This window comes from Pseudomonas leptonychotis (assembly GCF_004920405.1).
GTDB classification, from domain to species: domain Bacteria; phylum Pseudomonadota; class Gammaproteobacteria; order Pseudomonadales; family Pseudomonadaceae; genus Aquipseudomonas; species Aquipseudomonas leptonychotis.
In genome coordinates, this window is sequence record NZ_RFLV01000001.1 from 164,019 (window position 1) to 189,301 (window position 25,283).

The 25,283-nt window shown below is 56.1% G+C and carries 21 protein-coding genes; 4 read left to right on the plus strand and 17 right to left on the minus strand.

Features of this window, described 5'->3' with window-relative positions; genetic code table 11:
• Positions 1–55: 55 nt before the first annotated feature.
• The 13 genes from D8779_RS00745 to D8779_RS00805 form a co-directional block, all read right to left on the minus strand.
• Positions 56–1,462 (minus strand): sigma-54-dependent transcriptional regulator, encoded by a 1,407-nt coding sequence (locus tag D8779_RS00745; RefSeq protein WP_136662563.1) that lies wholly within the window; start codon positions 1,460–1,462, stop codon positions 56–58.
• Positions 1,463–1,468: 6 nt separating this feature from the next.
• Positions 1,469–2,680 (minus strand): sensor histidine kinase, encoded by a 1,212-nt coding sequence (locus D8779_RS00750; protein ID WP_136662564.1) that lies wholly within the window; start codon positions 2,678–2,680, stop codon positions 1,469–1,471.
• Positions 2,681–2,864: 184 nt separating this feature from the next.
• Complete coding sequence (locus D8779_RS00755; protein WP_136662565.1) at positions 2,865–4,337, minus strand: sigma-54 dependent transcriptional regulator; 1,473 nt, start codon at positions 4,335–4,337, stop codon at positions 2,865–2,867.
• A gap of 240 nt (positions 4,338–4,577) precedes the next feature.
• Positions 4,578–4,874, minus strand: a complete 297-nt coding sequence (fliT, locus tag D8779_RS00760; protein ID WP_136662566.1) for a flagellar protein FliT — start codon at positions 4,872–4,874, stop codon at positions 4,578–4,580.
• 27 nt (positions 4,875–4,901) lie between these two features.
• Positions 4,902–5,282, minus strand: a complete 381-nt coding sequence (gene fliS, locus D8779_RS00765; RefSeq protein WP_136662567.1) for a flagellar export chaperone FliS — start codon at positions 5,280–5,282, stop codon at positions 4,902–4,904.
• A 72-nt stretch (positions 5,283–5,354) separates the two neighbouring features.
• Positions 5,355–5,747 carry a flagellar export chaperone FliS gene (fliS, locus tag D8779_RS00770; protein ID WP_136662568.1) on the minus strand — a complete coding sequence of 131 codons (393 nt, stop codon included), beginning with the start codon at positions 5,745–5,747 and terminating at the stop codon, positions 5,355–5,357.
• The gene (fliD, locus tag D8779_RS00775; protein ID WP_136662569.1) at positions 5,747–7,207 is read right to left on the minus strand and encodes a flagellar filament capping protein FliD; all 1,461 of its coding nucleotides are present in this window, start codon (positions 7,205–7,207) and stop codon (positions 5,747–5,749) included. Before fliD ends, fliS (D8779_RS00770) begins: the two co-directional genes overlap by 1 nt.
• Positions 7,208–7,281: 74 nt before the next feature.
• Positions 7,282–7,674 carry a flagellar protein FlaG gene (locus D8779_RS00780; protein ID WP_136662570.1) on the minus strand — a complete coding sequence of 131 codons (393 nt, stop codon included), beginning with the start codon at positions 7,672–7,674 and terminating at the stop codon, positions 7,282–7,284.
• Between the two features lie 72 nt (positions 7,675–7,746).
• Positions 7,747–9,231 (minus strand): flagellin, encoded by a 1,485-nt coding sequence (locus tag D8779_RS00785; RefSeq protein ID WP_136662571.1) that lies wholly within the window; start codon positions 9,229–9,231, stop codon positions 7,747–7,749.
• Between the two features lie 291 nt (positions 9,232–9,522).
• Positions 9,523–15,114, minus strand: a complete 5,592-nt coding sequence (locus D8779_RS00790) for a glycosyltransferase (protein ID WP_136662572.1) — start codon at positions 15,112–15,114, stop codon at positions 9,523–9,525.
• Positions 15,115–15,184: 70 nt separating this feature from the next.
• Positions 15,185–15,604 (minus strand): sugar 3,4-ketoisomerase, encoded by a 420-nt coding sequence (locus D8779_RS00795; protein WP_136662573.1) that lies wholly within the window; start codon positions 15,602–15,604, stop codon positions 15,185–15,187.
• Between the two features lie 147 nt (positions 15,605–15,751).
• A complete protein-coding gene (locus tag D8779_RS00800; RefSeq protein WP_205895768.1) occupies positions 15,752–16,861 on the minus strand; it encodes a DegT/DnrJ/EryC1/StrS family aminotransferase in 1,110 nt (369 codons plus the stop codon).
• Between the two features lies 1 nt (position 16,862).
• Positions 16,863–17,327 (minus strand): acyltransferase, encoded by a 465-nt coding sequence (locus tag D8779_RS00805; RefSeq protein ID WP_136662575.1) that lies wholly within the window; start codon positions 17,325–17,327, stop codon positions 16,863–16,865.
• Between the two features lie 125 nt (positions 17,328–17,452).
• Here D8779_RS00805 and D8779_RS00810 point away from each other — a divergent pair, with 125 nt between their 5' ends.
• Genes D8779_RS00810 through D8779_RS00825 form a run of 4 tightly spaced genes read left to right on the plus strand, consistent with a single transcriptional unit; the run spans position 17,453 to position 20,323 of the window.
• A complete protein-coding gene (locus tag D8779_RS00810; protein ID WP_136662576.1) occupies positions 17,453–18,517 on the plus strand; it encodes a CDP-glycerol glycerophosphotransferase family protein in 1,065 nt (354 codons plus the stop codon).
• Positions 18,517–19,035 (plus strand): adenylyl-sulfate kinase, encoded by a 519-nt coding sequence (locus tag D8779_RS00815; protein WP_136662577.1) that lies wholly within the window; start codon positions 18,517–18,519, stop codon positions 19,033–19,035. Before D8779_RS00810 ends, D8779_RS00815 begins: the two co-directional genes overlap by 1 nt.
• Positions 19,032–19,607 (plus strand): hypothetical protein, encoded by a 576-nt coding sequence (locus D8779_RS00820; protein ID WP_136662578.1) that lies wholly within the window; start codon positions 19,032–19,034, stop codon positions 19,605–19,607. Before D8779_RS00815 ends, D8779_RS00820 begins: the two co-directional genes overlap by 4 nt.
• The gene (locus tag D8779_RS00825; protein WP_136662579.1) at positions 19,604–20,323 is read left to right on the plus strand and encodes a formyltransferase family protein; all 720 of its coding nucleotides are present in this window, start codon (positions 19,604–19,606) and stop codon (positions 20,321–20,323) included. Before D8779_RS00820 ends, D8779_RS00825 begins: the two co-directional genes overlap by 4 nt.
• 33 nt (positions 20,324–20,356) lie before the next feature.
• Here the strand turns inward: D8779_RS00825 and D8779_RS00830 are convergent, their stop codons facing one another.
• The 4 genes from D8779_RS00830 to D8779_RS00845 are packed head-to-tail and all read right to left on the minus strand — an operon-like array spanning position 20,357 to position 25,281.
• The gene (locus tag D8779_RS00830) at positions 20,357–21,559 is read right to left on the minus strand and encodes a class I SAM-dependent methyltransferase (protein ID WP_136662580.1); all 1,203 of its coding nucleotides are present in this window, start codon (positions 21,557–21,559) and stop codon (positions 20,357–20,359) included.
• A gap of 17 nt (positions 21,560–21,576) precedes the next feature.
• Positions 21,577–22,317, minus strand: coding sequence for a phosphocholine cytidylyltransferase family protein (locus D8779_RS00835; protein WP_136662581.1), 741 nt, complete (start codon positions 22,315–22,317; stop codon positions 21,577–21,579).
• A 7-nt stretch (positions 22,318–22,324) separates the two neighbouring features.
• Positions 22,325–22,927 (minus strand): gamma-glutamyl-gamma-aminobutyrate hydrolase family protein, encoded by a 603-nt coding sequence (locus tag D8779_RS00840; protein ID WP_136662582.1) that lies wholly within the window; start codon positions 22,925–22,927, stop codon positions 22,325–22,327.
• Complete coding sequence (locus D8779_RS00845; protein ID WP_240789657.1) at positions 22,924–25,281, minus strand: PEP/pyruvate-binding domain-containing protein; 2,358 nt, start codon at positions 25,279–25,281, stop codon at positions 22,924–22,926. Before D8779_RS00845 ends, D8779_RS00840 begins: the two co-directional genes overlap by 4 nt.
• Between the last annotated feature and the right edge of the window lie 2 nt (positions 25,282–25,283).

Sequence of the window (25,283 nt, forward strand, 5' to 3'; positions counted from 1 at the left end):
CAACCTGTGGCCGAATGCAATCCGGGCTACTCATACATACAAGGTTTCAGCTGCCTCAGCTGGCAAATAGATAACCTTCCACATCCATGCCAGCATCACGCATCTGCGCCAGCTTGTAACGCAGGGTGCGCGGGCTAATACCCAGGCGCTCGGCCGCCTCCTTGCGACGTCCGCGCTCGGCCCGCAAGGTATCGATAATCATCTGAAACTCATGCCGACGTAGGTCATCGCCCAGCGCACCAGCCTCTGCAGTCGACATGTCGATCGGGGCAGGCGTGCTTCTGGCCACCACTGCCAACAACGGTTGCGCAGGTGCTATCGGCGCCGAACCTATGGGGGCGAGCAGACAGAGGTCTTGCGGCTGAATCAACCCCCCTTGTTGCAGGATCAGCGCACGCTGAATGGCATTATCCAGCTCACGCACATTACCCGGCCAACTGTGGCTCATCAGGCTCGTTTGCGCCTGGGCGGAAAGCCTGATCGGCGCGTGATTCATTTTCTTCACGTACTTGGCCAGCAGCCGCTCAGCCAATGGCACGATGTCCGCCGGACGCTCGCGCAGCGGTTGCCAGGCCAAGGGGAAAACCGACAACCGATAGTAAAGATCTTCACGGAAGCGCCCCGCCGCCACTTCTGCCGCCAAATCGCGGTTGCTGGTGGCCAGCACGCGGATATCCAAGGTAATCGGCTTACGCGCGCCCACCCGCTCAACCTCCCGCTCCTGCAGTACGCGCAGCAGCTTGGCCTGCAAGCCGAGCGGCATTTCGGAAATTTCGTCGAGCAAGATGGTGCCACCTTCGGCCAGCTCGAACTTGCCTGGCGCACTGGCAATAGCGCCGGTAAACGCGCCCTTCTCATGCCCAAACAACGTGGCTTCAAGCATGTTGTCCGGAATGGCGGCGCAGTTGATCGCAATAAAGGGTTTGCTACCGCGTGGCGACTGTTGGTGGATAAAACGCGCCAGCACCTCTTTACCAGTGCCGGACTCGCCGGTGATCAGTACCGTGGAGTCGCTCTGCGCCACCCGCGTGGCCAAGGCCAGCAGTTGTACACTGGCCGGCTCCTCGGCGACCGGACCATCCTGCTCACCGGTAGAGACACGCCCCAACGCATGCCGATCCACCAGACTCAACAAAGCCTTAGGCTCAAATGGCTTGACCAAGTAATCCGCTGCGCCTTGGCGCATGGCATCTACGGCACGCTCAACCGCGCCAAACGCAGTCATCAGCAGCACGGGCAGTTGTGGCTGGCGTTGGCGAATCTGTGCCAGCAACTGGTGGCCGTCCATACCGGGCATGTTTACATCACTGACCACCAGTCCATAGGACTCTTCAGCAATGGCCAATAACGCCGCTTCGGCGCAATCGACTGCGCGATACTCATGCCCACCCAGCGCCAGGGTATCGGCCAGTGCCTCGCGCAATGCGCGGTCATCTTCGACCAATAAAATTTTGCTCGCCATGGATGGTTACTCCTGAATCAAAGGGTGCGTAGCACCAAGCAGCGGCAAGGTGAGAATGGCGCACGTGCCACGCCCAGGCCGCGAACGCAGCTGCACATCGCCCTGATGGGCCCGGGCGACTGCTTTGACCACGACCAGGCCAAGCCCGGTACCGGTGGTTTTGGTGGTAAAGAAGGGTTCGCCGAGCCGCGCCAGCGTCGCGCTGTCGATGCCTGGGCCGTTGTCGCTGACGCACAGCCGCACAGTTTCACCGCGCTGATACAGATGAATCTTCAGGCGCGCTTCACGGCCACCAGCTTGGATGGCGTTCTCGATCAGATTGAGCACCGTGCCCACCAGGGTGTCGCGGTTGCACAACAACTCGCCCGTGCGGCTGTCGCACTGCCAGCGCACCTGCATATCGAGCACATGGGGTTCGGCGGCGCTGCGCAGTGCATCGAACAACGCCATGGGCGCCAAACGATCCGGCAGCGGCAGCTCGCCACGGGCAAAAATCAGCATGTCGCGCACTTGATGCTCCAGCTCGTGCAGACGCTCTTTCAAGCGCCCCGCAAAACGCTGCTGCTGTTCAACGGGCAGCACTTGCTCGGTCAGGTGGCTGGCATAGAGCAACGCGGCCGAGAGTGGCGTACGAATCTGGTGGGCCAGGGACGCCACCATGCGGCCCAAAGCGGACAACCGCTCATGGCGAGACAGCTGATCCTGCAAGCGCCGGGTTTCTGTCAGATCCGTCAGCAGCACCAACTGGCCCGGCTCGGCATGCAATGAGCGGGTGGCAATTGACAAGCGCCGGCCATCTTTTAAGGAAATTTCGTGGCCATCATCTTCGCGCGGGGCAAAGTTACGCGCGATCACCTGACGCCAGAGCATGCCCACCAGGGGCTGACCCAGCAGATTGCGCGCCACCGGGTTAGCCTCGCGCACCACACCTTGACCATCAATAACGATGACGCCACCAGGCAACAGATCCAGCAGGCTTTGCAGGCGGTTAGCCAGACGTTCTTTCTCGGCGAGCTCCTGCATGCGCTGAGCGCTGACCAAGGCCAGTTGCCCCTTAAGATCACTCACCCGCTCTTCTAGCATGGTGTAAGAGGCGCTGAGCTGAGTCGACATCTGGTTGAACAAGGCAAAAGCCTGTTCAAGCCCAGCGCGGCTGGCCTGCTCCACAGGTGCGGTGGAGTCTTCGGGATGTTCAGGGCGTTGGACGTTGGCGTTCATGGTTCTCTCTCGCGCAGCGAGCCGTCATAAGACAGTCAGTTGCATGAGAGGTAGCAATACCCGTGCCTGAAAAAATATCTTTTAAAATCAGCGATATAAAAAATAAAGCCGGAGACTTCGTCAAATCTCCGGCTTTATTAGAGGGGGCAAGCGCCAAGTCACTGACGAATACCTGAGGGCGCGCTCAGTCGTCCAATCCCTCATCATCACGCCGGCTCATACCGTACTTGCGCATTTTTTCAACCAGGGTAGTACGACGAATACGCAAACGCTCGGCGGCACGCGCCACCACACCATTGGCATCATCCAGCGCCTGCTGAATCAAGCCTTGCTCCAGGCTGCCCAAGTAGTCCTTCAGGTCCAGTCCCTCAGGCGGCAACATGGCCACAGAGTCCAGGCCGGGCAAACCAGCCATGAGGGTTGCGCGCTCGTCCAACTCATCGCGCAAGCTGGCCACAAGGCTCTCATCTTCATCATCAACATGACGAAACTTCTTGGGCAACTCGCCGACACCGATCACCCCATAGGGATGCATGATCGCCATGCGCTCGACCAAATTGGCCAGCTCACGCACATTACCCGCCCAGTCATGCCGGCAGAGCGACATGATCGCAGCCGAGTTGAAGCGTATGGAGCCACGCTTCTCGAACTCCATACGGGAGATCAATTCATTCATCAGCAACGGAATGTCTTCGATGCGTTCGCGCAGCGGCGCCATTTCGATTGGGAACACGTTGAGGCGGTAATACAAATCCTCACGGAAGCTGCCGTCCTCGATCATCTGCTCGAGGTTCTTGTGAGTAGCGGCAATAATCCGCACATCGGCATTCTGCGTTTTGTTACTGCCAACCCGCTCGAACGTACGCTCTTGCAACACCCGCAGCAGCTTCACCTGCATCGGCAGCGGCATGTCGCCAATTTCATCGAGGAACAGGGTGCCGCCATTAGCCAGCTCGAAACGCCCGGCGCGACTGGTAATCGCGCCAGTAAAGGCGCCCTTCTCATGACCAAACAACTCGCTTTCCAGCAACTCGGCAGGAATCGCGCCACAGTTGACCGGCACAAAAGGCCCCTCACGACGCTTGGAATGGTAGTGAAGGTTGCGCGCGACGACTTCCTTGCCTGTGCCCGACTCACCCAGAATCAACACACTGGCCTCGGTGTCGGCCACCTGTTGCATCATCTGCCGTACTTGCTGGATAGCGCGACTGGTGCCCACCAGGCTACGGAACAAGTTGGTTTCGCGCTGACGGCCACGTTCACGCGCCTGATCGTACATCTCGCGGTAAACCTGGGCGCGATGGAATGAATCGAGAAGCTTGTTGTAGCTCAGTGGCATTTCCAGGCAAGCCAAGACACTACGGCGCTGCTCTTCGGGCCACTCGCTGGCTATTTGCTCATCAATCAATAAAGCCGGCAGAAACTCGTCCCAAGCAGCCACTTGCTTGAGCAACTCAAGGACGCCGCCTTTGGCTTTAACCTCACCCAGCAGTACGCTCAAGACCGCACGGCTGGACTCAAGCGCCGCTACAGTTTCACGCCAGCTCTGGCTGTCACAGGCTAAATGGTCTTCACCAAGAAAACTCAGGATCACCGCTAAGTCACGACGGCGCTCACTGTTATCGTCAATCAGGAGGATTTTGGTTTCACGCCACATAATAATATTTACTGATCCTGGAGTGAAAATGCACCCGCCGCCCCACCACAACTCTATTCAGCGCCGGCAATTGGCCACTAGTAAAGTCAATTTTCTGTTAACAGTCAATTTTATGGCGTGCTTTTTTACCAAGCTTGGTCAACAAACTTAGCGGCTGTTCGTTTAAAGCGGGGGAAATAGGGAAAACCTAAGAAAACACCAGAAAGTCGACACCAGACAGCATCGACCAAAAATCACTGCTCAACCAAACAGCTGATAAACCTTAGCCCCTTGTTGCGACTGGTTCAGTTGAACCAGCTCATGAGCCAAGCGCTGTTGCTCCGCCTGGCAGACGCTAACCAGCTCGCGATAGAGATCCAGCAGCTCCTGCATACGCACGCGCAGAGTCTCTTCATCACTGGCAGACTCAACCATGGCTTCGTCAACAGCCTGACGGCACTGCAGATCCAACTCGCCAATTGCTGCCCAGTTCTGAGTAGCTAAGGCGCTGCGCAAAGCGCTGCCGGTTTCTTCTAGACGCTGCACGGATGAACTCATAAACAATTCCTCAGGCGGGAAACAGCATCACTCGGCGATGGCATCCCAGCCAGCTTTTACATTACGCAACAGGCCTACCACTTCATCTAGCGGCGCTATTTCGCTCTGCACATTGGCGTCAATCAAACGCGACGTCATGTACTCATAAAGACTATCTAGATTGGCAGCCACTTCACCGCCCTGCTCAAGATTCAAACCTTCGCGCAGGCCGCCGATAATGCCGATGGCTTTACTGATCAGCTCACCTTTGAGGGCCACTTGATTACGCTCCATGGCGCCTCGGGCTTGAGCCAAGCGAGTCAGCCCACCTTCCATCAACATCTGGATCAATCGATGCGGGCTGGCTTCAACAGCCTGAGCCTGGGTATTGACGGTTTGATACTGCTTGAGAGCCGCCATAGCATTCATCGTTGTTCTCGCTGTTCTGTTTGCTGGATACCTTGGGTATCGGCGCTACAGAGCAAAGCTTTAGCAACGAAATCAGTTTCCTACAGCCTGCTCAACCTCTGGACCGATAGCGTCCCAGGCACTTTTAATTTTCTCAAGCAGCGCCTCAACCTCATCCAAAGTGCGCGGCGTGCTGTCGAGCGCTACGCCCGCCAAACGACGCGTCATATAGTCGTAAAGAGAATCCAAATTCTCGGCAATCTCGCCGCCAAGCTCTTTATCCAGACTGGCCTGCAATACGCCGAGAATGGTAATAGTGCTGCCAACGGCCATGCCACGAATCTCGGCATCCCCCTCAACCTGCGCATGCTTGGCTAACATTACTCGTTGTAGCGCCCCCTCAAGCAACAGCTGAACAGTGCGATAAGGCGATACATCGTGGCTAGTATTGACTTGCTTGTAGGTGTCGATCGGCTTCTTGCTCATTACTTATCCTTTCTCACGAAACCTGGCAGGCTCGCGAGTTGATTGGCCAGGCTTTCACTGGTTTTCTGCAGACGCCCAACCAGGGAGTCCATTGCGTTGTATTGGGCATAAAGGCGCGTCTGCAAACTCTCAACGCGAATGGCCAATACTTTGCGCTGCTCATCGACACCCTTCTTGGTAACCTGCAACGCGTCAGTACGCTGCTTAAGCACACCCGTGGTTCCTACATATGCGCCAACGGATTTGGACAGGCGCCCCATCAGGCCATTGTCACCTGCAAGGTAACCGGCAACCTGATCGAAATTGCTCTCCAGCGCCTTGGTTAATTTAGTGTCATCCAGTTTAAGCTTGCCGTCCTTCTCGGTGGTGATGCCTAGATCAGCAAGCGCACGCACACCGTCCTCACCAGTCATCTTTACCATTTCGTTGCGCAAACTGGACAATACATTGCGTATAGATGAATCGCCGAGCAGAGGGCCCGTTACCGGATTGCCACCATCAACTGGAACAACAGCGGTCAGTTGAGAAGTCGTGCTTATCAACGCGTTGTATGCGTCAACAAATTTCTGCAAGTTACTCTTCACACTGCTCTTATCGACCCCAACAGTGACACTGATGGTTTTTCCATCGGCCAAGTCTGTAGAGCTCTGCGCTGCCGTGAGGTCAAGCGTTACCCCTTCAAGAGCGTCCGCAATGCGGTTGGTGTCGCGGACCAAGTCCAGACCATCAATGGATAACTTGGCCGACTGGGCCTTGGTAATCACACCGCCAGCGCCAGTGGTGGAGTCGGGCTTAATGAAGGCATCGGCATTGCCCGGATCGACAGTCGGCACAAGCGCCTGAGACGTCAGCGCATTAGCCCCTGTGGTCACATTGTCTTCACTGGCCACGACCTGAATATCATTGCCAGCACCACTCTTGGTGGAGCTCAGCACTAATCGCGAACCTGAATCATCAGTGATGATCGTGGCACTCACGCCGCTGCTTTTACCAGCTTCATTGATTGCATCGCGCATACCAGCCAGGGTGTTATTACTTGCTGTAATGTCGACATCGAAGCTCGAGCTGCCCGCAGAGATAGTCAACGAGCCACTGTTGAATGTAGCGGTGTTACCGCCTGCGACCGACTGCAACGCCACCTTACTGCTGGTCGCCAGCTGCTTGACCTGAACGTTGTAGTTGCCTGCAGGGGCAGTGGTTGCAGCAGTAACCTTGAGCGCACTGGTGTTGGAAGAACTCGCCGTTCGCGACTCGAACAAGGAAGTCTTATTCAGCGAATCAACAGCGGTTTTGAAGGTATTCAGCGCGCTGGTCAGCGAGCCCATGGCCGAGATGCGCGCAACAGTGGTCTTCTCGAGACGGTCCAGCTGGTTGGTCTTGGGTGCCCTTTCGGCATTGACCATCGCTGTGACAATACTGTCGATATCGATCCCTGAGCCAATGCCAGTAATCCCGACCATGTTTCACCTCGCCAATATAATGACTAAAAACACCAAGCAGGTATTAATAGTCAAAAGCCGTGCCAACCCTAAGGTCAGGCTTCGGCTTTGAATAACAAACTACGGACCTCCGAAAGATTCTCTGCCAGTTGCAGTGCTTCTTCAGAAGGGATTTGCCGAATCACATCACCCGATCCAGCATCAGTAACCTTGACCACTACGCGCCCACTGCCCTCTTCGAGTGAAAAATTCAGGCTACGACGAACTGATTGGACAAAGTCCTGAATCGTCGCAACTGCAGCTTCAACCTCTTCACGAGAGGCCGCGGAGCCATTCTCAACCTTTGCGGGACTACCAGTTGCGACGTCCTCAGACGGCTTACGCTCAACAGCATCGGCCCCAACCTTGGTAGAAGAACCAGGCCCACGCTCAGCTTTAGAAGCAACAGCGGTGGATGCAGACGAAACCTGAATAGAACTAATGTCCATAACTATGTCCTCAGAATGAGGGAACGGGGAGAAGAGACAAGCCCTTCCCCCCGCAGTCTAGCGCTTTTACCCTTAGCCGAGCAGGCTGAGTACAGCCTGTGGCAACTGGTTAGCCTGGGCCAAGATCGCAGTACCGGCCTGCTGCAGGATCTGATTCTTGGTCAGTTCCGATGTTTCGGCAGCAAAGTCAGTGTCGCGAATCCGGCTACGAGCAGCCGAGGAGTTCTCGGAGATGTTCTGCAGGTTCGAGATGGTGTTCTCGAAACGGTTCTGCACAGCACCGAGCTGGGCCCGCTGGCTATCAATGTTAGAGATCGCCCCGTTGATGATACCCAGGGCATCCTGTGCGCCTGTAGCCGTACTGATATCAATGGTGTTGACCGAATTCAGCTCACTGAACCCGTCAGCCCCCAGACCACCAGTCAAGCCATTCACGCTGAAGGCATCTGCAGCCTCAAGCTGAACCTGACCATCGGCACGCGCACCACCACCAACAACGATTGTCGCAGCAGTACCAACATCAGTCGCACCATCGAAGCTCTTGGTCTGCAGAGTTGCACCACCGGAACCGGCGTAGCTGCTGATACCGATCGCATCACCGCGGGAGCTAACCAGTTCAATGGTGTCGCCCTTGGAAACAGCCGAGATACCTGTTTTACCAGTTTCACGGTTGATTGCATCTGCCAGGGAAGACAGGTTTGTAATGTCATCCACGACTGCTGATACAGAGGTAGCGTCTGTCGAAAGCGACTTGCTGGTCAGACCAGAAAGATTGAAAGAGACAGTGCCCGACGCAGTGATGCCGCCTAACGTCGCAACGGTACGAGCATTAGCTGTCACACCGGTTTCATCACTCTTCGAGTTGACTGCACGCGCTACTTCACTGGCAGAACCGCTGGCCGCACCAGAGATCGCGACATTGCCATCAGACAGCTTGGAGTTGATGTTGAAGGAAGCGCTGCTGTAAGCACTGCCCGAAGTGGCGCTGAATGCTGCACCGGAAGCAGTGGCGTTAGCACCAGCACTGTCACTGGTGAAACGGTTGATGCCGATACGATCAGTAGCGGCGGAACCGATCGAAACACTGATAGTTTCGTAAGCGTTAGCACCGACCTGGAAAGCTTGAGACCCAAAGCTGCCGTCAAGAATCTTACGACCACCGAAGCTGGTGGTTTCAGAAATACGGTTCAGCTCTTGCTGCAACTGCGACACTTCGCCTTGCAGCGCTGCACGTTCAGTAGCACCGTTCGAGCCGTTAGCCGACTGCAGGGCCAAGTCACGGATACGTTGCAGTATACCGGTCGACTGCTGCAAAGCACCTTCAGCGGTTTGCGCCAAAGAAATACCATCGTTGGAGTTACGAGTCGCAACGTTAAGACCGTTGATCTGGCTGGTCAGACGGTTGGAGATCTGCAAGCCCGCGGCGTCATCCTTGGCACTGTTGATGCGGTAGCCTGTGGACAGGCGCTGCAACGAGGTATCCAAGCCTTTGGACGAGCTGTTGAGGTTACGCTGAGTGTTGAGTGACGCTACGTTTGTGTTGACTGTAAGGGCCATGGTGTTTGCCTCCAAAGGACCGTGCTACTGAGATTGTCTGAGCCTGCGAGCTTCGGGCCTGCTTTGCTCAGACGCCCCATAAAGTTCGCATTCGATCTTTATATCGGCGGTCTTGTGAGCAGCTTTAGCAACTCGTTCTATTTTTTTTTCCACTAACAGAACAAGTACTTAAGCGGCAACATCATGAAAAACCTGGCACCTGACGATATCTCGACAGCAAATATCACGGTTCTTCATGCACAAATACACGTTCTAGCGTTGCCCTAAACCCTCGCTAGCACTGTGTCGGCATCAATCGGGCAACCATGAGGCGCGCCACGCTTCAAGATTTGCACCTTCAAGCATCCAGCCTTCCTGCACTTGCCTGCGCAGCTCGTCTCCCGCCCTGGCACTCGCATCCGGGTCGCTGACGTGCATACGGATTGCATCGACCCAATCCTTAAACCGGTTCTTCACCCGGGTTACCGGCAGTGCACCCTGATAACAGACGAGATCACTGCAAACGACCGGGAAGCCGCAGGCGCCGTACTCGAGCAGGCGCAAATTACTTTTGCACTCATTAAATAAGTTCTGCTCAACTGGAGCCAACGCGAGATCAAGATCCAGGCTCGCCAAGGCTGCCGGGTAAAGATCAATACCGACCCCAGCATGCACCTCATGGACATAGGGCCGGATTTTATCCGGACACATCCCCATAAAAACCCATTCGACTTCGCCAGCCAACTCCTTGACCACATCAGCAATCAGCTCAAGGTCGCCGGTATGGCTAACGCCACCCGCCCAGCCAACTCGTGGTTTGGCGCCTCGCCGGCGCTTAGCCGACAAGCCGCTCCACCAATCCACCGGCAAACGGTTCTCAATCACCCGAATGTCGCCATGCAACCCAGCAAAGGCCTCGGCCAATGGCGCTGTAGATACCGTGAAGCGGTCAACAAAGCTCAGTCCCTTGCGCAGCGACTTGAGTATGTCCTTGGGCATTTGTGCACGATGCACACTCTTGAGCGGCAGGTTGGGCAGGTAATCATCCAGCTCATACACAGTGAACGCGCGCGAGAATTTCTGTATACGGCGCATCGCATCCAAACGCTGATCGCCAATCTGACGTTGCAGCACGATTACGTCCGGATCAAAACGCTCCAGATCCGGCACCTGCAAGAGACCGATGGACATCATGCCGTCCACTATTCCCGCCTCTTTGAGGGCTGAGAATGGCTTAATGACACGGTAGTTACCGCAACCAAATGGGTCAGCTGGATGAGCCAGCACGACCGGCAGCGGACGCCAGCTTAGTGGCCGCCAAGTCAGCCCGACGTCAGCTTCCAGGTCGAAGCCCCGGCCGCTCAGAGCAAGGTTGCGGTTATAGGCAGGGTCACGTGCTATCGCCGCTAAGTGACGCTCGTAAAGAGCGTCCTGCTCAGCCACTACGGGCTCTCGGTATACATGCTCATGCATCAGCACGGCATGGGCAGCCCATACGGTCAGATAGCCCGCCGCTCGCACACGCAGGCAGAAATCGACATCGCGATATGCGCTCAGCGCAGCGTCCAGACCACCAAGCTGACGGTATAGGTCGGCGCGCACCATTAAACAGGCATCACTGACCGCGCTGTAATTCTGATCGACCTGTAGACGCTGCAGATACCCTGCGCTGTCCATCGGCTCACCCGCAAAGGCCCGACCGGCAGGGCCGCGCAGCCCTAACAGCAGACCGGCCTGATCAATGCGCCCATCACTGCTAAGCAGTTTGCCGCCAACAACACCCACCTCAGGCCGCTGTGCATGATTAAGCAGCTCGCCCAACCAGCTCTCACTGACCGCCACCGACTCGCAAGAAAGCAGCAGTAGATAGTCACCTTGCGCCTCAGCAGCTGCACGGTTCTGAACCTGAGCAAGATCACCGCAAGACACTACGCGAAGCCTGGCATCAGCCAATGCGGCAATTCCCTGCAGCCAAGCTTGAGTCTCTACATCGGCCCCATCATGGGCTCCGAGCAGAATTTCGTAATGCGGGTAAGCAGTCTTCTCGAGCAGGCTGTCCAGACAGCGCTGGACGCACGCCAAAGGCGCATCAACAGCGATCAAAATCGATACCAGCGGGGTTGCAGAATGACCGTAGTCGATACGGTAACGCGCAGGCAGCCCGGGGACTACACGGGCTTGATAACCGCGCTGCGCCAGATGGCGTTCAATCACCCGGCGCTCATCCAAATTATCACCAAGCGCTGGGGCGTCGGTAATCAACAACGGCTCACCAACATGCCCCAACCCGAGCAAACCCTCTGCTTCAATTAAGCGGGTGAGAAGATCAAACTCCAGCGCATCGGCGAACTGCGCATCGAAGCCGCCAGCAGCCAGAAAGACATCACGACGGAACAGCCAGTGGCGCGCCATAACCAGCGGGAAGCTGAGCAGCAAATCAAGATTGAAGCCAGGCAGAAACGCGCCACCTAAACTGCCATCGGGCAGGCGCTGCAGCTGATCACCATAAATGGCACGACAGTCTGGGTTGGCCGTCAATTCAAGGCCGGCGACCATTAGACCGCTCGGCGTGAACTCATCACCCGCACGGGCCAGCATAAACCACGTGAAATCACTGGCACTGATCGCCCGGTTCAATTGCTCAGCAATTTCCCCGCCCGCCAGCTGGATAAAGTGCAACTTATCGGCTGCAGATGTAGCCGGTACAGTGCTGCTGGTTAGAACCACAATCTTCAAAGTGGCATAGAGACAACGCTCACCACTCAGACTCTTAAGGGTTCGCATCAATAACGACGAATCCGTCTCGGTATCGAGCACAACAATGCCGATCAGCGGTCCGCCATCATGCTCTAGCAAGTAGTGGTTGATCAGTTTGTTTTCTGCTTCCGTTGGCAGGCGTTCGGCGAGCCATCGCTGCAGGGCCGGCTCTTCCGTGCGCGCCTCAGCCAGGACACCCAAGCTCTGCAGCATGTCTTCCCGACCATGCTTCAGCGCCTCACTGGCCGAGCCGAGATAACGCCGATACAAGGTTTGATAGAGTTCCGGGAAGTTTTTCCGCTCCCGCCCCAGCATATGATCGCTGCCAGCCCCTTGGTCGCGGGTGTGCACCTCACTGGTAACCACTGGCACATGCACAAACGGGTAGCGTGTGGCCAGGCGCAGGAGCATGTCCCAGTCTTCGAATGCAGCCAGTCCCGTATCGAATTCCCCGACCTCATCCAGCATGTCACGAGGGTGCGCCCAGGTATTGACCGGGATGTAGTTCTGAACAAACAGGCGATCACGGTCAAAAGCGTTGTGCTCAAACGGCCTACTGCGGCCCTGCTCGATTCGCTGCCCATTCTCCAGGCGCTCACTGACGTACTCCACACCGGTGTACACCACGCTGCGTGGATGCGCCGCAAAAGCCTCAGCCAAGACTGCCAAATGGTTGGGCAGGTAAATATCATCGTCATCTAAGTAGACGACGTAGCGTCCTCTCGCCTGTTTCAAGCCAGCATTACGTGCAGCAGACAAACCGCGATTAGAGCCCTGACGAAGGTAGGTGATCGGGAACTCATAACCGGCCAAGAGCGACTCGACAGGGTCGCCATTATCGTTGACCAGTATCACTTCGAAGTCGCGCAGGCTCTGCTGTTCAACGCTGCCTAAAGCATCCTTGAGTAGGTCAGGACGATTATACGTGGTGAGAATGATCGAGAACTGGCACTCCAGCTCTGCACGCTCAGCACTGTCCAGCAGCGCGTTACGGATCGCCTCGATGCGGGCCTGCAAGGGCACTCGCACCTCAGGCGTATAGGCTTCGACACGCTGTCTATAAAGCTGCCAGATGGGTTGCGCAGCAGCGATCATGCGATTACGAGTTGCCGCATCAGCAAGGCTTATTTCAAGTATCTCGGTATGCTCGCGCAGAGGCCGATCACTGCCATAGAAGCTTTTTGAAATCTGCCCTTCGTGAACCCGATAGCCCACAGTGGGTTGACGTAAGAAAACGAAATCTGGAGCAACGCGGCCAAGACGAATCCACAACTCCCAGTCACCAGCCAGCATGTCGTGACGATGAATACCGCCTTCAGGTAGAGCCACTAAATGCAGAGCGCTGCGCCGCAACATAACGGCCGAAGGCGTGATGTAGTTGTCGAAACTGAGCAGGTCAATGACCTCGTCACGCCCCCCGCAATACGACTGAGGCCGGTGCCCAGGGTGCTCAGCATACTGAGTGCGCGCGCCCTGCTCATCGATCCAGTAACACTGCGTATAGCCCAATGCGGCCTGCGGATTAGCATCAAGCGCTTCAACTAGAGAGCTCAAGTGGCCTGGATAAAGAATATCGTCTGAGCCCAAAACAACGATATAACGCCCACTACCGGCGGCCACACACTTGTTGTAATTGCCGGTCATGCCGAGGTTCTGCGCGTTGACCTCGTATTGCAGGCGTGGCTCGTCAGCGTAGCCCTGCAAAACCGCCAGACTGTTATCTTTCGAGCAGTCGTCATAGACCAGCACTTCGACTCGAACACCCTCTTGAGACAGGATCGAATCAATAGTCTGACCAATAAACGCGGCGTTGTTATAGGACATCACGGCCACAGTGACATCGACCTGGGTTGCTGGCGCAGCAAGACCTGGTGATAGCGAAGCCAGCACGCCAGGTTTACGCCGATTGGCCAGCTCGCCATGCAGCGCCTCAGCGCTCAATGGCTGCTCGGGAAGCGCTTGCGAGAGCTCTTCCCGGCGTACGGCATCTTGGGCCAGCCAGTGCCGCAGCTCGCTCACCGGAAATTCAACACTCCAGTGAAATACGACCGTATGGGTGCCAGGTAAACCCTGTACTGGGTGGTAAACCAGACGCACGCCCACAGCAGCTGCCAGGGTGTGGAAGAACCAATACCACATCTGCGGATTGTCCTGGATCAGCATGACCAGGGTTGCCCCTTGGGGCATCCACAGCACATTGGCGGCAGCGGCTCCCGACCCCAGGACAGCTAGGTTGCAGGACGCCAGACTCCGAACTTGCGTAGAAAAGTCGCTGATTTCCGGCTGGAAAGCCTGAAAACCATCGGCTTGCAACTGACGAATCACCTCCTGCTGATTGACGATAGTGCGACCATTACCACCCGGCGGGCGAATTAGATAAGCCTTGCTCTGGCCGTCAATTGCTTCACAGCGAGACTTCACATAGCAGGCCATCCAGGCGATTGCCGTCGGATAAATATGATACTCATCGCCCCGGTAAACGTAGCCGGCACGCGGCTCCCAGATATCGGCGGTATCGGAGAAGTAATGAAGAACCGATACGTCGCAAGCGCGCCCAAACTCAACACAGACAGTTTTCTCCCGCGGCCAGAAGATCGCGAGAGACTCCATGATCGAGCTAGGTAAACCGGCCTCTACCAATAGAACAGTGTCATCCGGCAACACCGCCTGATTGATCCAGTAAAAACGCCCAAGTTTTTCGCTCAGCCAGTGGGCATAGTTGCCGTTTTCCCAACCAAAAAAAGCGATCGCATTAGCTACGCGTAAGGGCTCACCCTTGCCACAGTAAAACTGGCATTCGCCACTGTCGTTGATGCGCAGCCCGTGCTTCTCATACCAAGCGTTATTGATTCGGCCGAGGTTGTCATAAACACCGTCGCAGATGTACTCACCATGAGCGATATCGCCAATACCCGCCATACCGGCTACCAGGCGCACATCGTGAAAACGCCCACGGTACTGCGCCAAGGTAATCTGCGTTGCCTGACGTACGCTTTGCTCCAACGAGAAGTTCACCATTTCCAGTGGTGGAGGTGACCATGAGCTAGCCGTGGCCAGTTCCATCAGCTCGATGCAGCCCGCAGCGCTGCGAACAGGAACCACCTTGGCGCTGACGGCTGTATCTCGCAGATGACTCCACTGGGGCATACAGAAAACTCCGATTGAACCAATTGAATAGAAAGAAATAATGCCGAAGGTACAGACACAGCGCGCTTAGTTAGCCGAGCGGTTTGCCAAGGGCAGCCTGACTGAACTGATCATAATCACGGAAATAGTCGTCTTCGCTGAAGTGTTCAGACGCCAGCACCATGCACACAGACCCGCTGGAGAAATTGTCGATTTCCCGCCAGATCATTGGCGGGATATAGAGACCGTAGTAGGAGCGATTGAGGTGGTACTTGAATTTGGTGCGACCGTCGTCGAGCAAAATATCGAAGCTACCCGACATGGCGATCAGCAACTGGTGCAAGCCCTTGTGCGCATGCCCGCCTCGTTGGGAGCCACCTGGTACATCGTAGAGGTAGTAAACACGCTTAATATCAAAGGGAATGTGGTTACCACCCTCGATAAACGTGAGGTTACCGCGACGATCCTCAATGATCGGTAGGTCGATGATCTTGCAGTGCTGAAGAGACATATAAGCGCTCCAAATACGCTGGTAGAACCCATTCTGCCTACTCTCGATCATCTTTAGAGCGGTAGGGCTTGAGCAGCCGTAGTGTCAAAAAAACATGACCACCACGATTTCTATGTTCTATAGCAAAATTTGAACCACCCATCCATGTCACGCACGGAAAGCATTGCATGCGTCGATGGTTCGATCGATCCAAGTATCCGCAAGCCCAGGATAGAGAGGCAGACTGAGTACTTCGCCAGCCAACTGGCTGGACAACGGCAAGTTTAGGTTGGCGAAACCGTGGTAAGCCTGCTGCTTATGAATTGGAATAGGGTAGTGAATGAGGCTCGGCACACCGCTGCGTTCCAAGTGAGCCTGGAGCGCTTCACGCTGCTCGCAGCGAATCACAAACTGATGCCAGACATGACTGCTCGCAACTGCCGGCGCTTGCGGCAAACGCAGGTGTGGATTACAGATCTCGGCGAGGTAGCGTGTGGCTATCTTTCGGCGTGCGTATGCATCACTTTCCATGCGCAGCAGTTTCACTCGTAGAAATGCAGCCTGAAGCTCATCCAACCGCGAGTTGACACCCTGAACCTCGTGCACGTACTTGCGGCTAGAGCCATAGCTGCGCAGCTTACGCACCTGCTCGGCAAGCGCATCGTCGTGCGTGGTCAAAGCTCCGGCATCGCCGAGCGCGCCAATATTTTTTACCGGAAAAAAACTGAAACCCGCCGCGTCGCCAAGCGAGCCGGCTGGCCGGCCCTGAGCGTCAAGAGCACCGTGGGCTTGGGCCGCATCTTCGATAAGCAAAAGATCATAACGATCAGCGAGTGCCCGCAAACTCGCCATATCGGCGAGCTGACCATAGAGGTGCACGGCGATCACGGCTTTGGATCGCGCACCGATAGCCGCTTCAACAGCGGCAGAATCTATGTTGAACGTTACGCTATCAGGCTCCACCAGCACTGGAGTCAACCCCGCCTCGCTAACAGCCAAGGCAGTGGCAATAAAGCTGTTGTCCGGCAGAATGACTTCGTCGCCCTCAACCAAACGCCCCAACTGGATATAACCGCGCAGGATCAGGGTTAACGCATCAAGGCCGTTACCGACGCCAATGGCGTGTTGCACGCCGCACGCCACAGCGTACTCTGCCTCAAACGCAGAAACCTCCGCCCCCAGAACATACCAACCAGATCGGAGTACGCGTTGAAAAGCCTCGGTCAACGCGGTTTCATCACGCAGATTAAGAGCAGCAAGATCAAGAAAAGGAAACATGTTACTCATCCAGATAGCGCACGATACGTGCAGGATTACCTACAACAAGTGCGCACGGTGGGACGTCACGAGTGACGACAGCGCCAGCACCGACCATAGCGCCGCTACCAATAGTAAGACCCGGCAAAATGACGGCAGCAGCGCCGATCGATGCGCCTTGTTCAATCACAGTCTGGGCAAAGCTATCGGGGTAATGCTTGGAGCGCGGTAAGCGATCATTGGTAAACGTGGCATTAGGGCCGATAAACACATCGTCAGCAACACGCAAACCATCCCACAGATAGACCCCACACTTCACCGTCACCCGATCACCCAGAACTACATCGTTCTCGATGAAACAGTGTGCATTTATATTGCAGTCCCGCCCTATACGCGCCCGCTGCAAAATCACCACGTACTGCCAAACCGAAGTGCCTTCGCCGATCGACTGGCTTTGAACGTCCGCAGATGGATGAATGGATGCCATATATCGCCTCACTTACTGAATGGATGAGGGTAGCAAGCCTGATTTGCAGCGTCACGGAAGAACACCTTAACGGCCAGCGGATTTCCAGTAACATGAGCCAACAGTAATTGCCAGGATTGGACGGCATGGCGAGCGAACTCGATCGTATTGGTTTTTTGATTCATAACCCTGAGATGTTTAATCACTACCACGCTGTTTGGCAGCACCTGCCAGCGGGCAGTGTGGAAATCGCGGTCACCGGCAAAACCCAGCAAGATATTGATACGGTCATAGCAGCCAGCGAACGGCGGAATTTACCTTGGCGTGATGCCCGTGAGCTGCTGGCACGCAAGGAGCGCTACAACACACTGGTCTCCAGCTTTCCACAACACTATCTGCGCGGCGCCGACTCCCCTTACCTGCCCAAATCTATCGGCCGCTGCAACCTGAGGTTCATGTATGCCAATGGCAAGGCAGGCTGGAACTTTCAACCGTGGAATCAGCAGTACGACAGCATCCTGTGTTTTGGCCCCTACCAGGCCGAACATCTGGAGTTCTGCCGGAACACGCTAAAAGTCCAGATGGGTTACCCGCGCTTTGACCGCTTCTTCAACCAACCACTCGATCGCATTGCGAGCCTGACCGCGCTCAAGCTCGATCCGTCGCGCAAGACGGTAGTGTGGCTACCTACCTGGAGCACGCTGAGCTCAATCGAGCTGTTCGCAGTCGCCATTGCCCGACTGCAAACGCACTACAACGTGATCGTCAAGCCACACCCCATCACCCTAACCGACGAGCCTGCACGCATGCGCGAGCTCGAGCGTTTCAACTGTGTGATTCGTGAGCACATCGATAACGTCGAGTTGTTCCAGCTGGCCGACTTCCTGCTCTGTGACTACGGTGGCTCAGCTTTCGGCGGTATCTATACCGACCGTAATGTACTGCTTCTAGACCTGCCTAACGCCGAGAGCGACCCGTTAATGGGTGAAGACTCCTCCGACATCTGGTTACGCAAGTACATGCCACACCTCACTGCGCAGCAGGCCGGAAGGCTAGAGGAGATGCTCGATGACGAAGCCTTATGGACGGCCCAGCGCAGCGTGCGCGCCAGCCTCAGTCAGTACTACTTCGCCCCATTTTATGGTTACGCCGGCCAGGTTGCTGCCCTGGCTATTGCCAACGCTGCACGCTCACTAGCAGGAAGAGCCTAATGGTCATCTGGCTGATCGGCCTATCGGGCTCCGGTAAAACCACCCTAGGCAAAGAAATAGTCAGTCAGTGGAAAACCAGCGCGCCCAACACTGTCTTGGTTGACGGTGACGAGGTGCGGCGAATATTTCGCCAAGACACCCAAGCAGCCGATTACAGCATGGCCGGGCGGCGGCTCAATGCCGAGCGTATTTTCGAGCTTTGCGCCTGGCTCGACGCCCAGAATATCAATGTGGTGTGCAGCATCTTGTCGATCTTCCCCGACCTGCGCGCACGCAACCGGGAACAGTTCCAACGTTATTTTGAGGTGTACCTTAACCCGCCGATGCAGACGCTATTGGAACGCGACACCAAAGGCCTTTATCGCAAGGCCCTGGCCGGCGAAATGAACGATATGGTGGGCGTGGATATTGCCTTTCCAGCGCCAACGGCTGCTGACTTGGAAATTGACACCAGCCAGCCAGGCGACGTCAGCGCACTGGCACGTCATATTATTGAGCAGGCACAAGAATCGGCATGAGCAGCGTCAGCTATCCCTACAGCCAAGGCGACCGCCTGGAAGAGCGCAACACCTATTTCTATAGCGAGTATCACGGTGCAGCATTCTTTCCTGCTTGGCTCGCCAGCCGGCAGGCAGCACTGACCTGCCTCCCAGAGCCGCAGCCCCTCGGTTTACCCCTCCCCGACCTTGCCATAACGAATGGCTTCCACACTGCAGCACTGCTCGCTGGTTTGCTTACTGAGGCACCCGACAATCTGCAGAACAGACGCACTGCCGAGCGCCTGCTGCAACGTTTCGAAGTCAGCAAACGTCTCTATCGCAGCTACAACAGCGACTTCAGAGCCGTGCTCGACAGTGGATATGAAGAGCTGGAGCTTTACCTGCAGTTCGCCTCGCTATGCCTGCACTACGCCGCACAGCCAAATTCGCTGCCCTTCCTCAATGGCATGCTGAAGAGCCTGGACACCTTAATATCCATCAAGGAACGCCTGTGCCCGGAACAAAGCGCGCATTTGGCGTGGCTAATCCACGCCGAACATAAGTGGGTGACCGACGTTGCTGCAGCCGTGGCGGTAGAAATAACTCAATGACATACCTAAACGATGTAGTGCTAATTGCGGCCCACAGCGCACGCAGCCAAGCCTATGTGCAAACGCTTGCCGCGCATGAGCTGATGCCGTCCCATGCCCTCGTGCTTGGCGAGGCACCGCCCAGTGAAGCCGGACCACCCGCCCCGGCAAAGATCGTGTCGGGAGTTCTGCTCCCGGACCTGAGCATTCCCCTGAGCAAAACCCTGGCCGACACCGGCGTGCCCAGCACTTACCTCGCGACCCGTGACATCAATGCAACAGAGGTTCTTGAGGCCGTACGTGACCTTGCCCCGCGCCTGGTGATTTTTTCCGGCTATGGTGGCCACATCGTAAAGGCCCCACTAATCGAACTGGGTATCCCACTGCTGCACATACACAGCGGCTGGCTTCCAGAGTATCGGGGCAGTACTACGGTCTACTACAGCCTGCTGGAGGAACGCACCTGTGCCGCCAGCGCAATACTCCTCGACACCCACATTGATACGGGCCCAGTACTGGCGCGAAAACACTATCCGGCACCGCCCATGGGTACCGACATAGACCGACGTTATGACACGGCGATTCGCGCCGACCTGCTGTTGCAGGTACTACGTCGCTATCAGGCCAGCGGCAAACTGGATGTGCTCATGCACCAGCAGCGGGAGGACGGCAATACCTATTACGTCATCCATCCGCTACTCAAGCATTTGGCTTTGCTAAGCCTGCCCGAGAACTGATGCAGCAGCAAAGACGCCCACCTCGATAGCGGCTCAGGTAAAGGGTTGGCCTTGATAGCTATAGTGCTTGCGAGCCTCATGGAGGTTCATCCGCCGCTGGACAGCAGGCAACACCTGAGAGCGGCGACGCAACACGACAAACAATTTATCGACATCCTGACTGGGCACGAATGCCTTGGTCATCTTGCTGTCTACCAGCTCAAAGTAGCGCTCCATAATGTCGAACTTATGATCGAGATCGCCATCGTCCCCTGCCGTCCCAGCACCTGGACCGAACACATTGTGGCTTTCGAAAAACAACCAGCCATCTTCATTAGTAAGGTGCCAAAGCTTGGCCACAAAGCTTTCAAACTCGACAGACAGATTACCGTCGATCGTGCAGTGATTGGCGAAGGAAAGCACAACGTCATAGCGTTTGAGAGGCGCCCAACTGCTGAAGTCTGCAACCTCAAAGTGAACGTTGCGCTGGTCAAGCGCCTCTGCGGTGATGCGACCAATCTCGACCAGAAAGGGGTTGTACTCCACAGCATCAACTGAGCCCGCATGACGGGCCAGCTCGATAGCCATAAAGCCGTTGTTACAACCGATTTCCAAGACACTCATGGCGGGTTTCAGCCACGAGGTGAAGCCATAGGCCTGCAAACGTACTTCGGTCGGTTTGACACCGGCCAGACCGATGCGGGCATAACCTTGATAGGCATAGCCCCCGCAGTAGGGTTTCCCCCAGTGTTTGTTCTGCATGTCCAATAAACTAAATACTCGATCGAGCAGTTCGGTGCGTTGCGGTGCCACCAGCTGCGTCACCACCAGATCACGCCACGTGTAGTAACGCGCCAAGAACCCGAACGATGAATCACCGACAGGGTTGGCACTACTCAGATAGCTCAGCAGCTGATGCATCAGAGTATCTGGCTGATCCGCATCCCCCTGCTCTAATACCCATTGCGCGCTGCTGGTTTCTACCTGAGCCATAGTGGCGGGCACCCATAGCTGCTCACGCAGACCTTTCACAAGCTGCTGCATGTTTGGATGCTGGGCACAGACATCAGGCCAGAGCGCCTCCAAATAAACGGGACTCAGCAATACCCTCATGCATAACTGCTCCCATAAAGCGTCCGCCTCTTGAGCACTTATCGCCTGTAAATACTCGCGGGCCTTTTGCTCCAGCGTGTCAGCGGGACGAGGAAAGCGGCTCAGAATCGTAAGAACTGTTTGCCGGGGGAAACACAAAGGCATGGTGAGCGCTCCAAAGCTTAATGAGTCAGGTCAGCCACAGAAAATAGCCGGTGATAGAGCGCCAAATCATCTGCCGCATCCACTTCGCCCCATACTCCTTGAACGGGCGACACCGCAATTTGCCAATCGGCCTGCAAGCCAAGACGTAACAGCGTGGTCATATCCAACCGATCCACCTCTGCTTCACTGTAACCGGCCAACAGCTCGCGCACTTGCGCCCAGCCCGTTGGGGTGAACTTCAGCAGGCCCATATACTGCCCTTCGATCTCGGCTACATTGCTGCAGCGCTCACCGATAGTAGCCAAATAGCCGGCGCTATCCAGACGAAAGCTTTCGGCGTCAGCAAGAGGATCGTCAAAGCGTTGAGACCACAGCGCGTGCCAGTGTGGGTCGTAAGCTATCGCCAGATCTTGCTTGGCAGCCGCTAACCCAGAAACGGTTGCCGCACTGTAAAAAATGTCGCTGTAACTGACGATGCAATCTTCCGCCGCCAGCCAGCTATCGGCGGCCAATAATGTCCGCACCATATTGCTCTGCTGCCAGCGCGGGTTTTCAAAATAAGTTAACGGCTCAACGAAGCACTCAGCGCGGTAACCACGCACCACAGCCAGTTGCTCGATACCTGCCCCACGCAACGCCGTTAGCTGCCAATCCAGCAAGCGTCGACCATGCAGACGAGCAAAGCATTTGGGTTCGAGGGTAGTCAATTCGCCCATACGGCTGCCGCGGCCTGCCGCGAGAATGATGGCACGTGTCATTAACAACTCATTCCTTATTCAGACATTGCGCAAGAAGTGTTTTGTCCAGCTCGGCAAAAGGCATCTCTCGCTCCGGGTGCCACATTATTCCCATGATTGGCAGATGTTCGTGGGTGAAAGCCTCGACCACACCGTCATCACTCCGCGCCAGCACCTGCAGGGGTGCGCGGAGCTCTCGGCACCCCCACTGGTGATAGCTATTGACCGAAAAAGTACGGCCATTAATCGACACCTGATGACGGTTACCTACATGTCCTGTCACGCGTTCTAGGGGAATGCCGAACGCATCCAGCACCAGTTGCGCGCCACGGCATAGCGCGAAAAGCGGAATCTGCTCAGCCAGCGCACGGGCCAATAAAGCACGCTCCACGGCATCACGCTCGGGAGCATCTCCGCCGTAGTTAGCCAAATCATTCCCGCCAGAAAGAATCACAGCACAGGGACGCAGATGCGCCCATAGCGCCGCTAATCTCTCGAGGTTATTAGGTACAGGCACAGGCAGCAGGTCACTCGCAGCCAGCCAATCCAACAGGCGCTGATCGAGCGCATCGCGGCGCTCGCCTCGATCAGGCAAAACGTCGACCCGCTGACTGACCAGCACCGTCTTCACCGCAGCACCTCAACTCGACGATTCGCACAATCGATGCTGAGCATCTGCGCTGCCGCCCACTTCCGATAGAGCACCTCACCGGCGCCGATCACCGCCGGCAAACCCAGTTCGTTGGCGCGAATAGCCATATGTGAATTGGCTCCACCGTACGCCGTGATAAAGCCCGCTATGCGGTGAGAAAAAATCCAATCGAATCCAGGGTCGGCACTGGGAATAACCACAATGGCCCCTTGCAACCGATCACGCTGCTGGTAGTCCACTACGGCAGCCGTGATCTGACGCTGAGTAATAAAATTTGGCTCGGTCTGGGGCATGTGGAAACAGAGTGCATCCTCCGCCCGAGTAATCAGCGGCGGTAGAACAATCTGGCAAGTCTCGGCATAGCGCCGGCGCCCTTCCTCGATACTGGCCGCAATTAACTCTTTAGGGTCGGCGCTAGCGGCATGCAGCTCTTTGATAACTTGGATATTGGCGTAAGACATGTCATCAGCACTAAAGCCCAGGTCTTGGCCCAATTCGCGAAATAGCGTGAGCGCATCCGACAGGTTGCGGGTGAAGACGAACTTGGCGTACTCACGCAACTCGATGCCTGCTTGAAGAAAATCGAACAAGCCCACCACATCATGAGACAACCCATGCTCGCTTAGCAGCCGGCTGATCTCACGCATTTGCGCCAATGACAGGGCAAAACGCGCCTCATCGGGGCGAGGCTCAACAGCCATGCGCTGCCAGTCAAAATACAAGTCAGGGGCTTCGTCATAGCGCGGCGATAGGATGTCGTAGGTTCCGGGACGCAAGTGCCCGTAACGAGCGAGAAAGGTCGTGCGATTGAGCTGCTCAAAATCCTGTGTCATCTGCCCGCTGACAGTGGACAAACCACTGAGAAAAGCATCGTACTCGACTTGATTGAGCACACCGACAGTGACCAGCGAGCGCAGCAATTGCACCGCAATGAATCCGGCGCGTGCCAAGCCTGCAAACGGCAGAGTGCCGTAGCGGCGACAATCTTCCAGCAACCAATAGATGCGGGTGACCGGGTCGGTGTCCGCACCCAGTATTTCATCACGACGCGCCAATAGAACATCGAGCTTTTGCCGATCCGTACGCCACAACCCCGTTTCATTGTGCACGATACGATTGGTCAGATTGCGCAGACTGTCTGCCAACCGCTCGCATTCTGCCTCAGTAAACCCTTCGTTCTGCAAGGCTTGCAAACGTTGTGGCAAGTCCAATGTGTAGCAGGAGAAAACGATTTCAAACTCGATCTTGTCATGCAGGTTCGGCGCAGCCAGCAAGCGCTCAATGTAATAATTGACCAGCTTGTCAGCTAGCGCCCCTTCAATATCGCGGGGGATGAACGAGTTGAAACTGACGCGCACATCGATATACGGCAAGCCATGGAAGTGCAGCATTAACGGGAAACTGCGAAGGTTGCGATAACCGTAATTATTGCGCTGGTAGGCCCAAATCATATCGGTGACCAGCTCGCGATACAGCGACAAGGCCAATGGCCGAGGGCGCACACCAATAATCTCTGCGGGGTTCCAATCCGGCATCACGCCGAACACCGTTCGCTCGCCATGCAAAAAAGGCTGCGGCCGAATCCCCTGGGCGATGCGCTCATGAATCAAACGAACCAGCTTGGCATGGCTTTGCGCATCTGTCGGCTCGCCTGTCAGCACCAAGGGGCGAACCTGGAGCAGGAACAACCGCCCCTGCTTATCCATGGCAAATTCGATGTCGATGGCCTGCCGACCAAACAGGCTCTGCAACTCTCGCAACACGTCCACCACCGGGGCCAGGTCCAACGGAACCTGTGTCGCAGAGTGGTGGGCGTAAAAGGTTTTGAGCTCGTTGGAGCGTCCCGACGTTACGCTGTCTGTTAGGCCGCTACTTTCATCGTAATTAATCACGAAATAGGGGGCCAGGGTGGCTGGGTCAAGCCCAAAGCCAACACCTGCAAGGCTCACATCCGTGACCATCGGCTGCACGAAAAACTGATCATCCGGCCATGCGGCTTTACCGCCCATGGAGTCAAGCACGCGTTCGACAGCGGCCTCGACCTCATCGTGAGTGACATTCAGACAAGACTCGTACTCACCCGCTGCCGAGGCCTGCTCACCATCCTCACGAGCGCTGCTACTGCGCACGGCCATGTGGGGCCAACCCGCCTCATGCAAACGCGCCAGACAAGCTCCGGCATTCAGTCGCCAATCCGCCACGGTAAACAGTACCTGGGGCAATACAACAGCGCCTTGCAAACGGCCAGCCAGCAGTGCGAGCGTTCCCGCCTTGGTGGAAAAAGCCAGTGCCTGATCGGTCATGTTTTCGTCGATTCCTTCAAAATTGAACATGC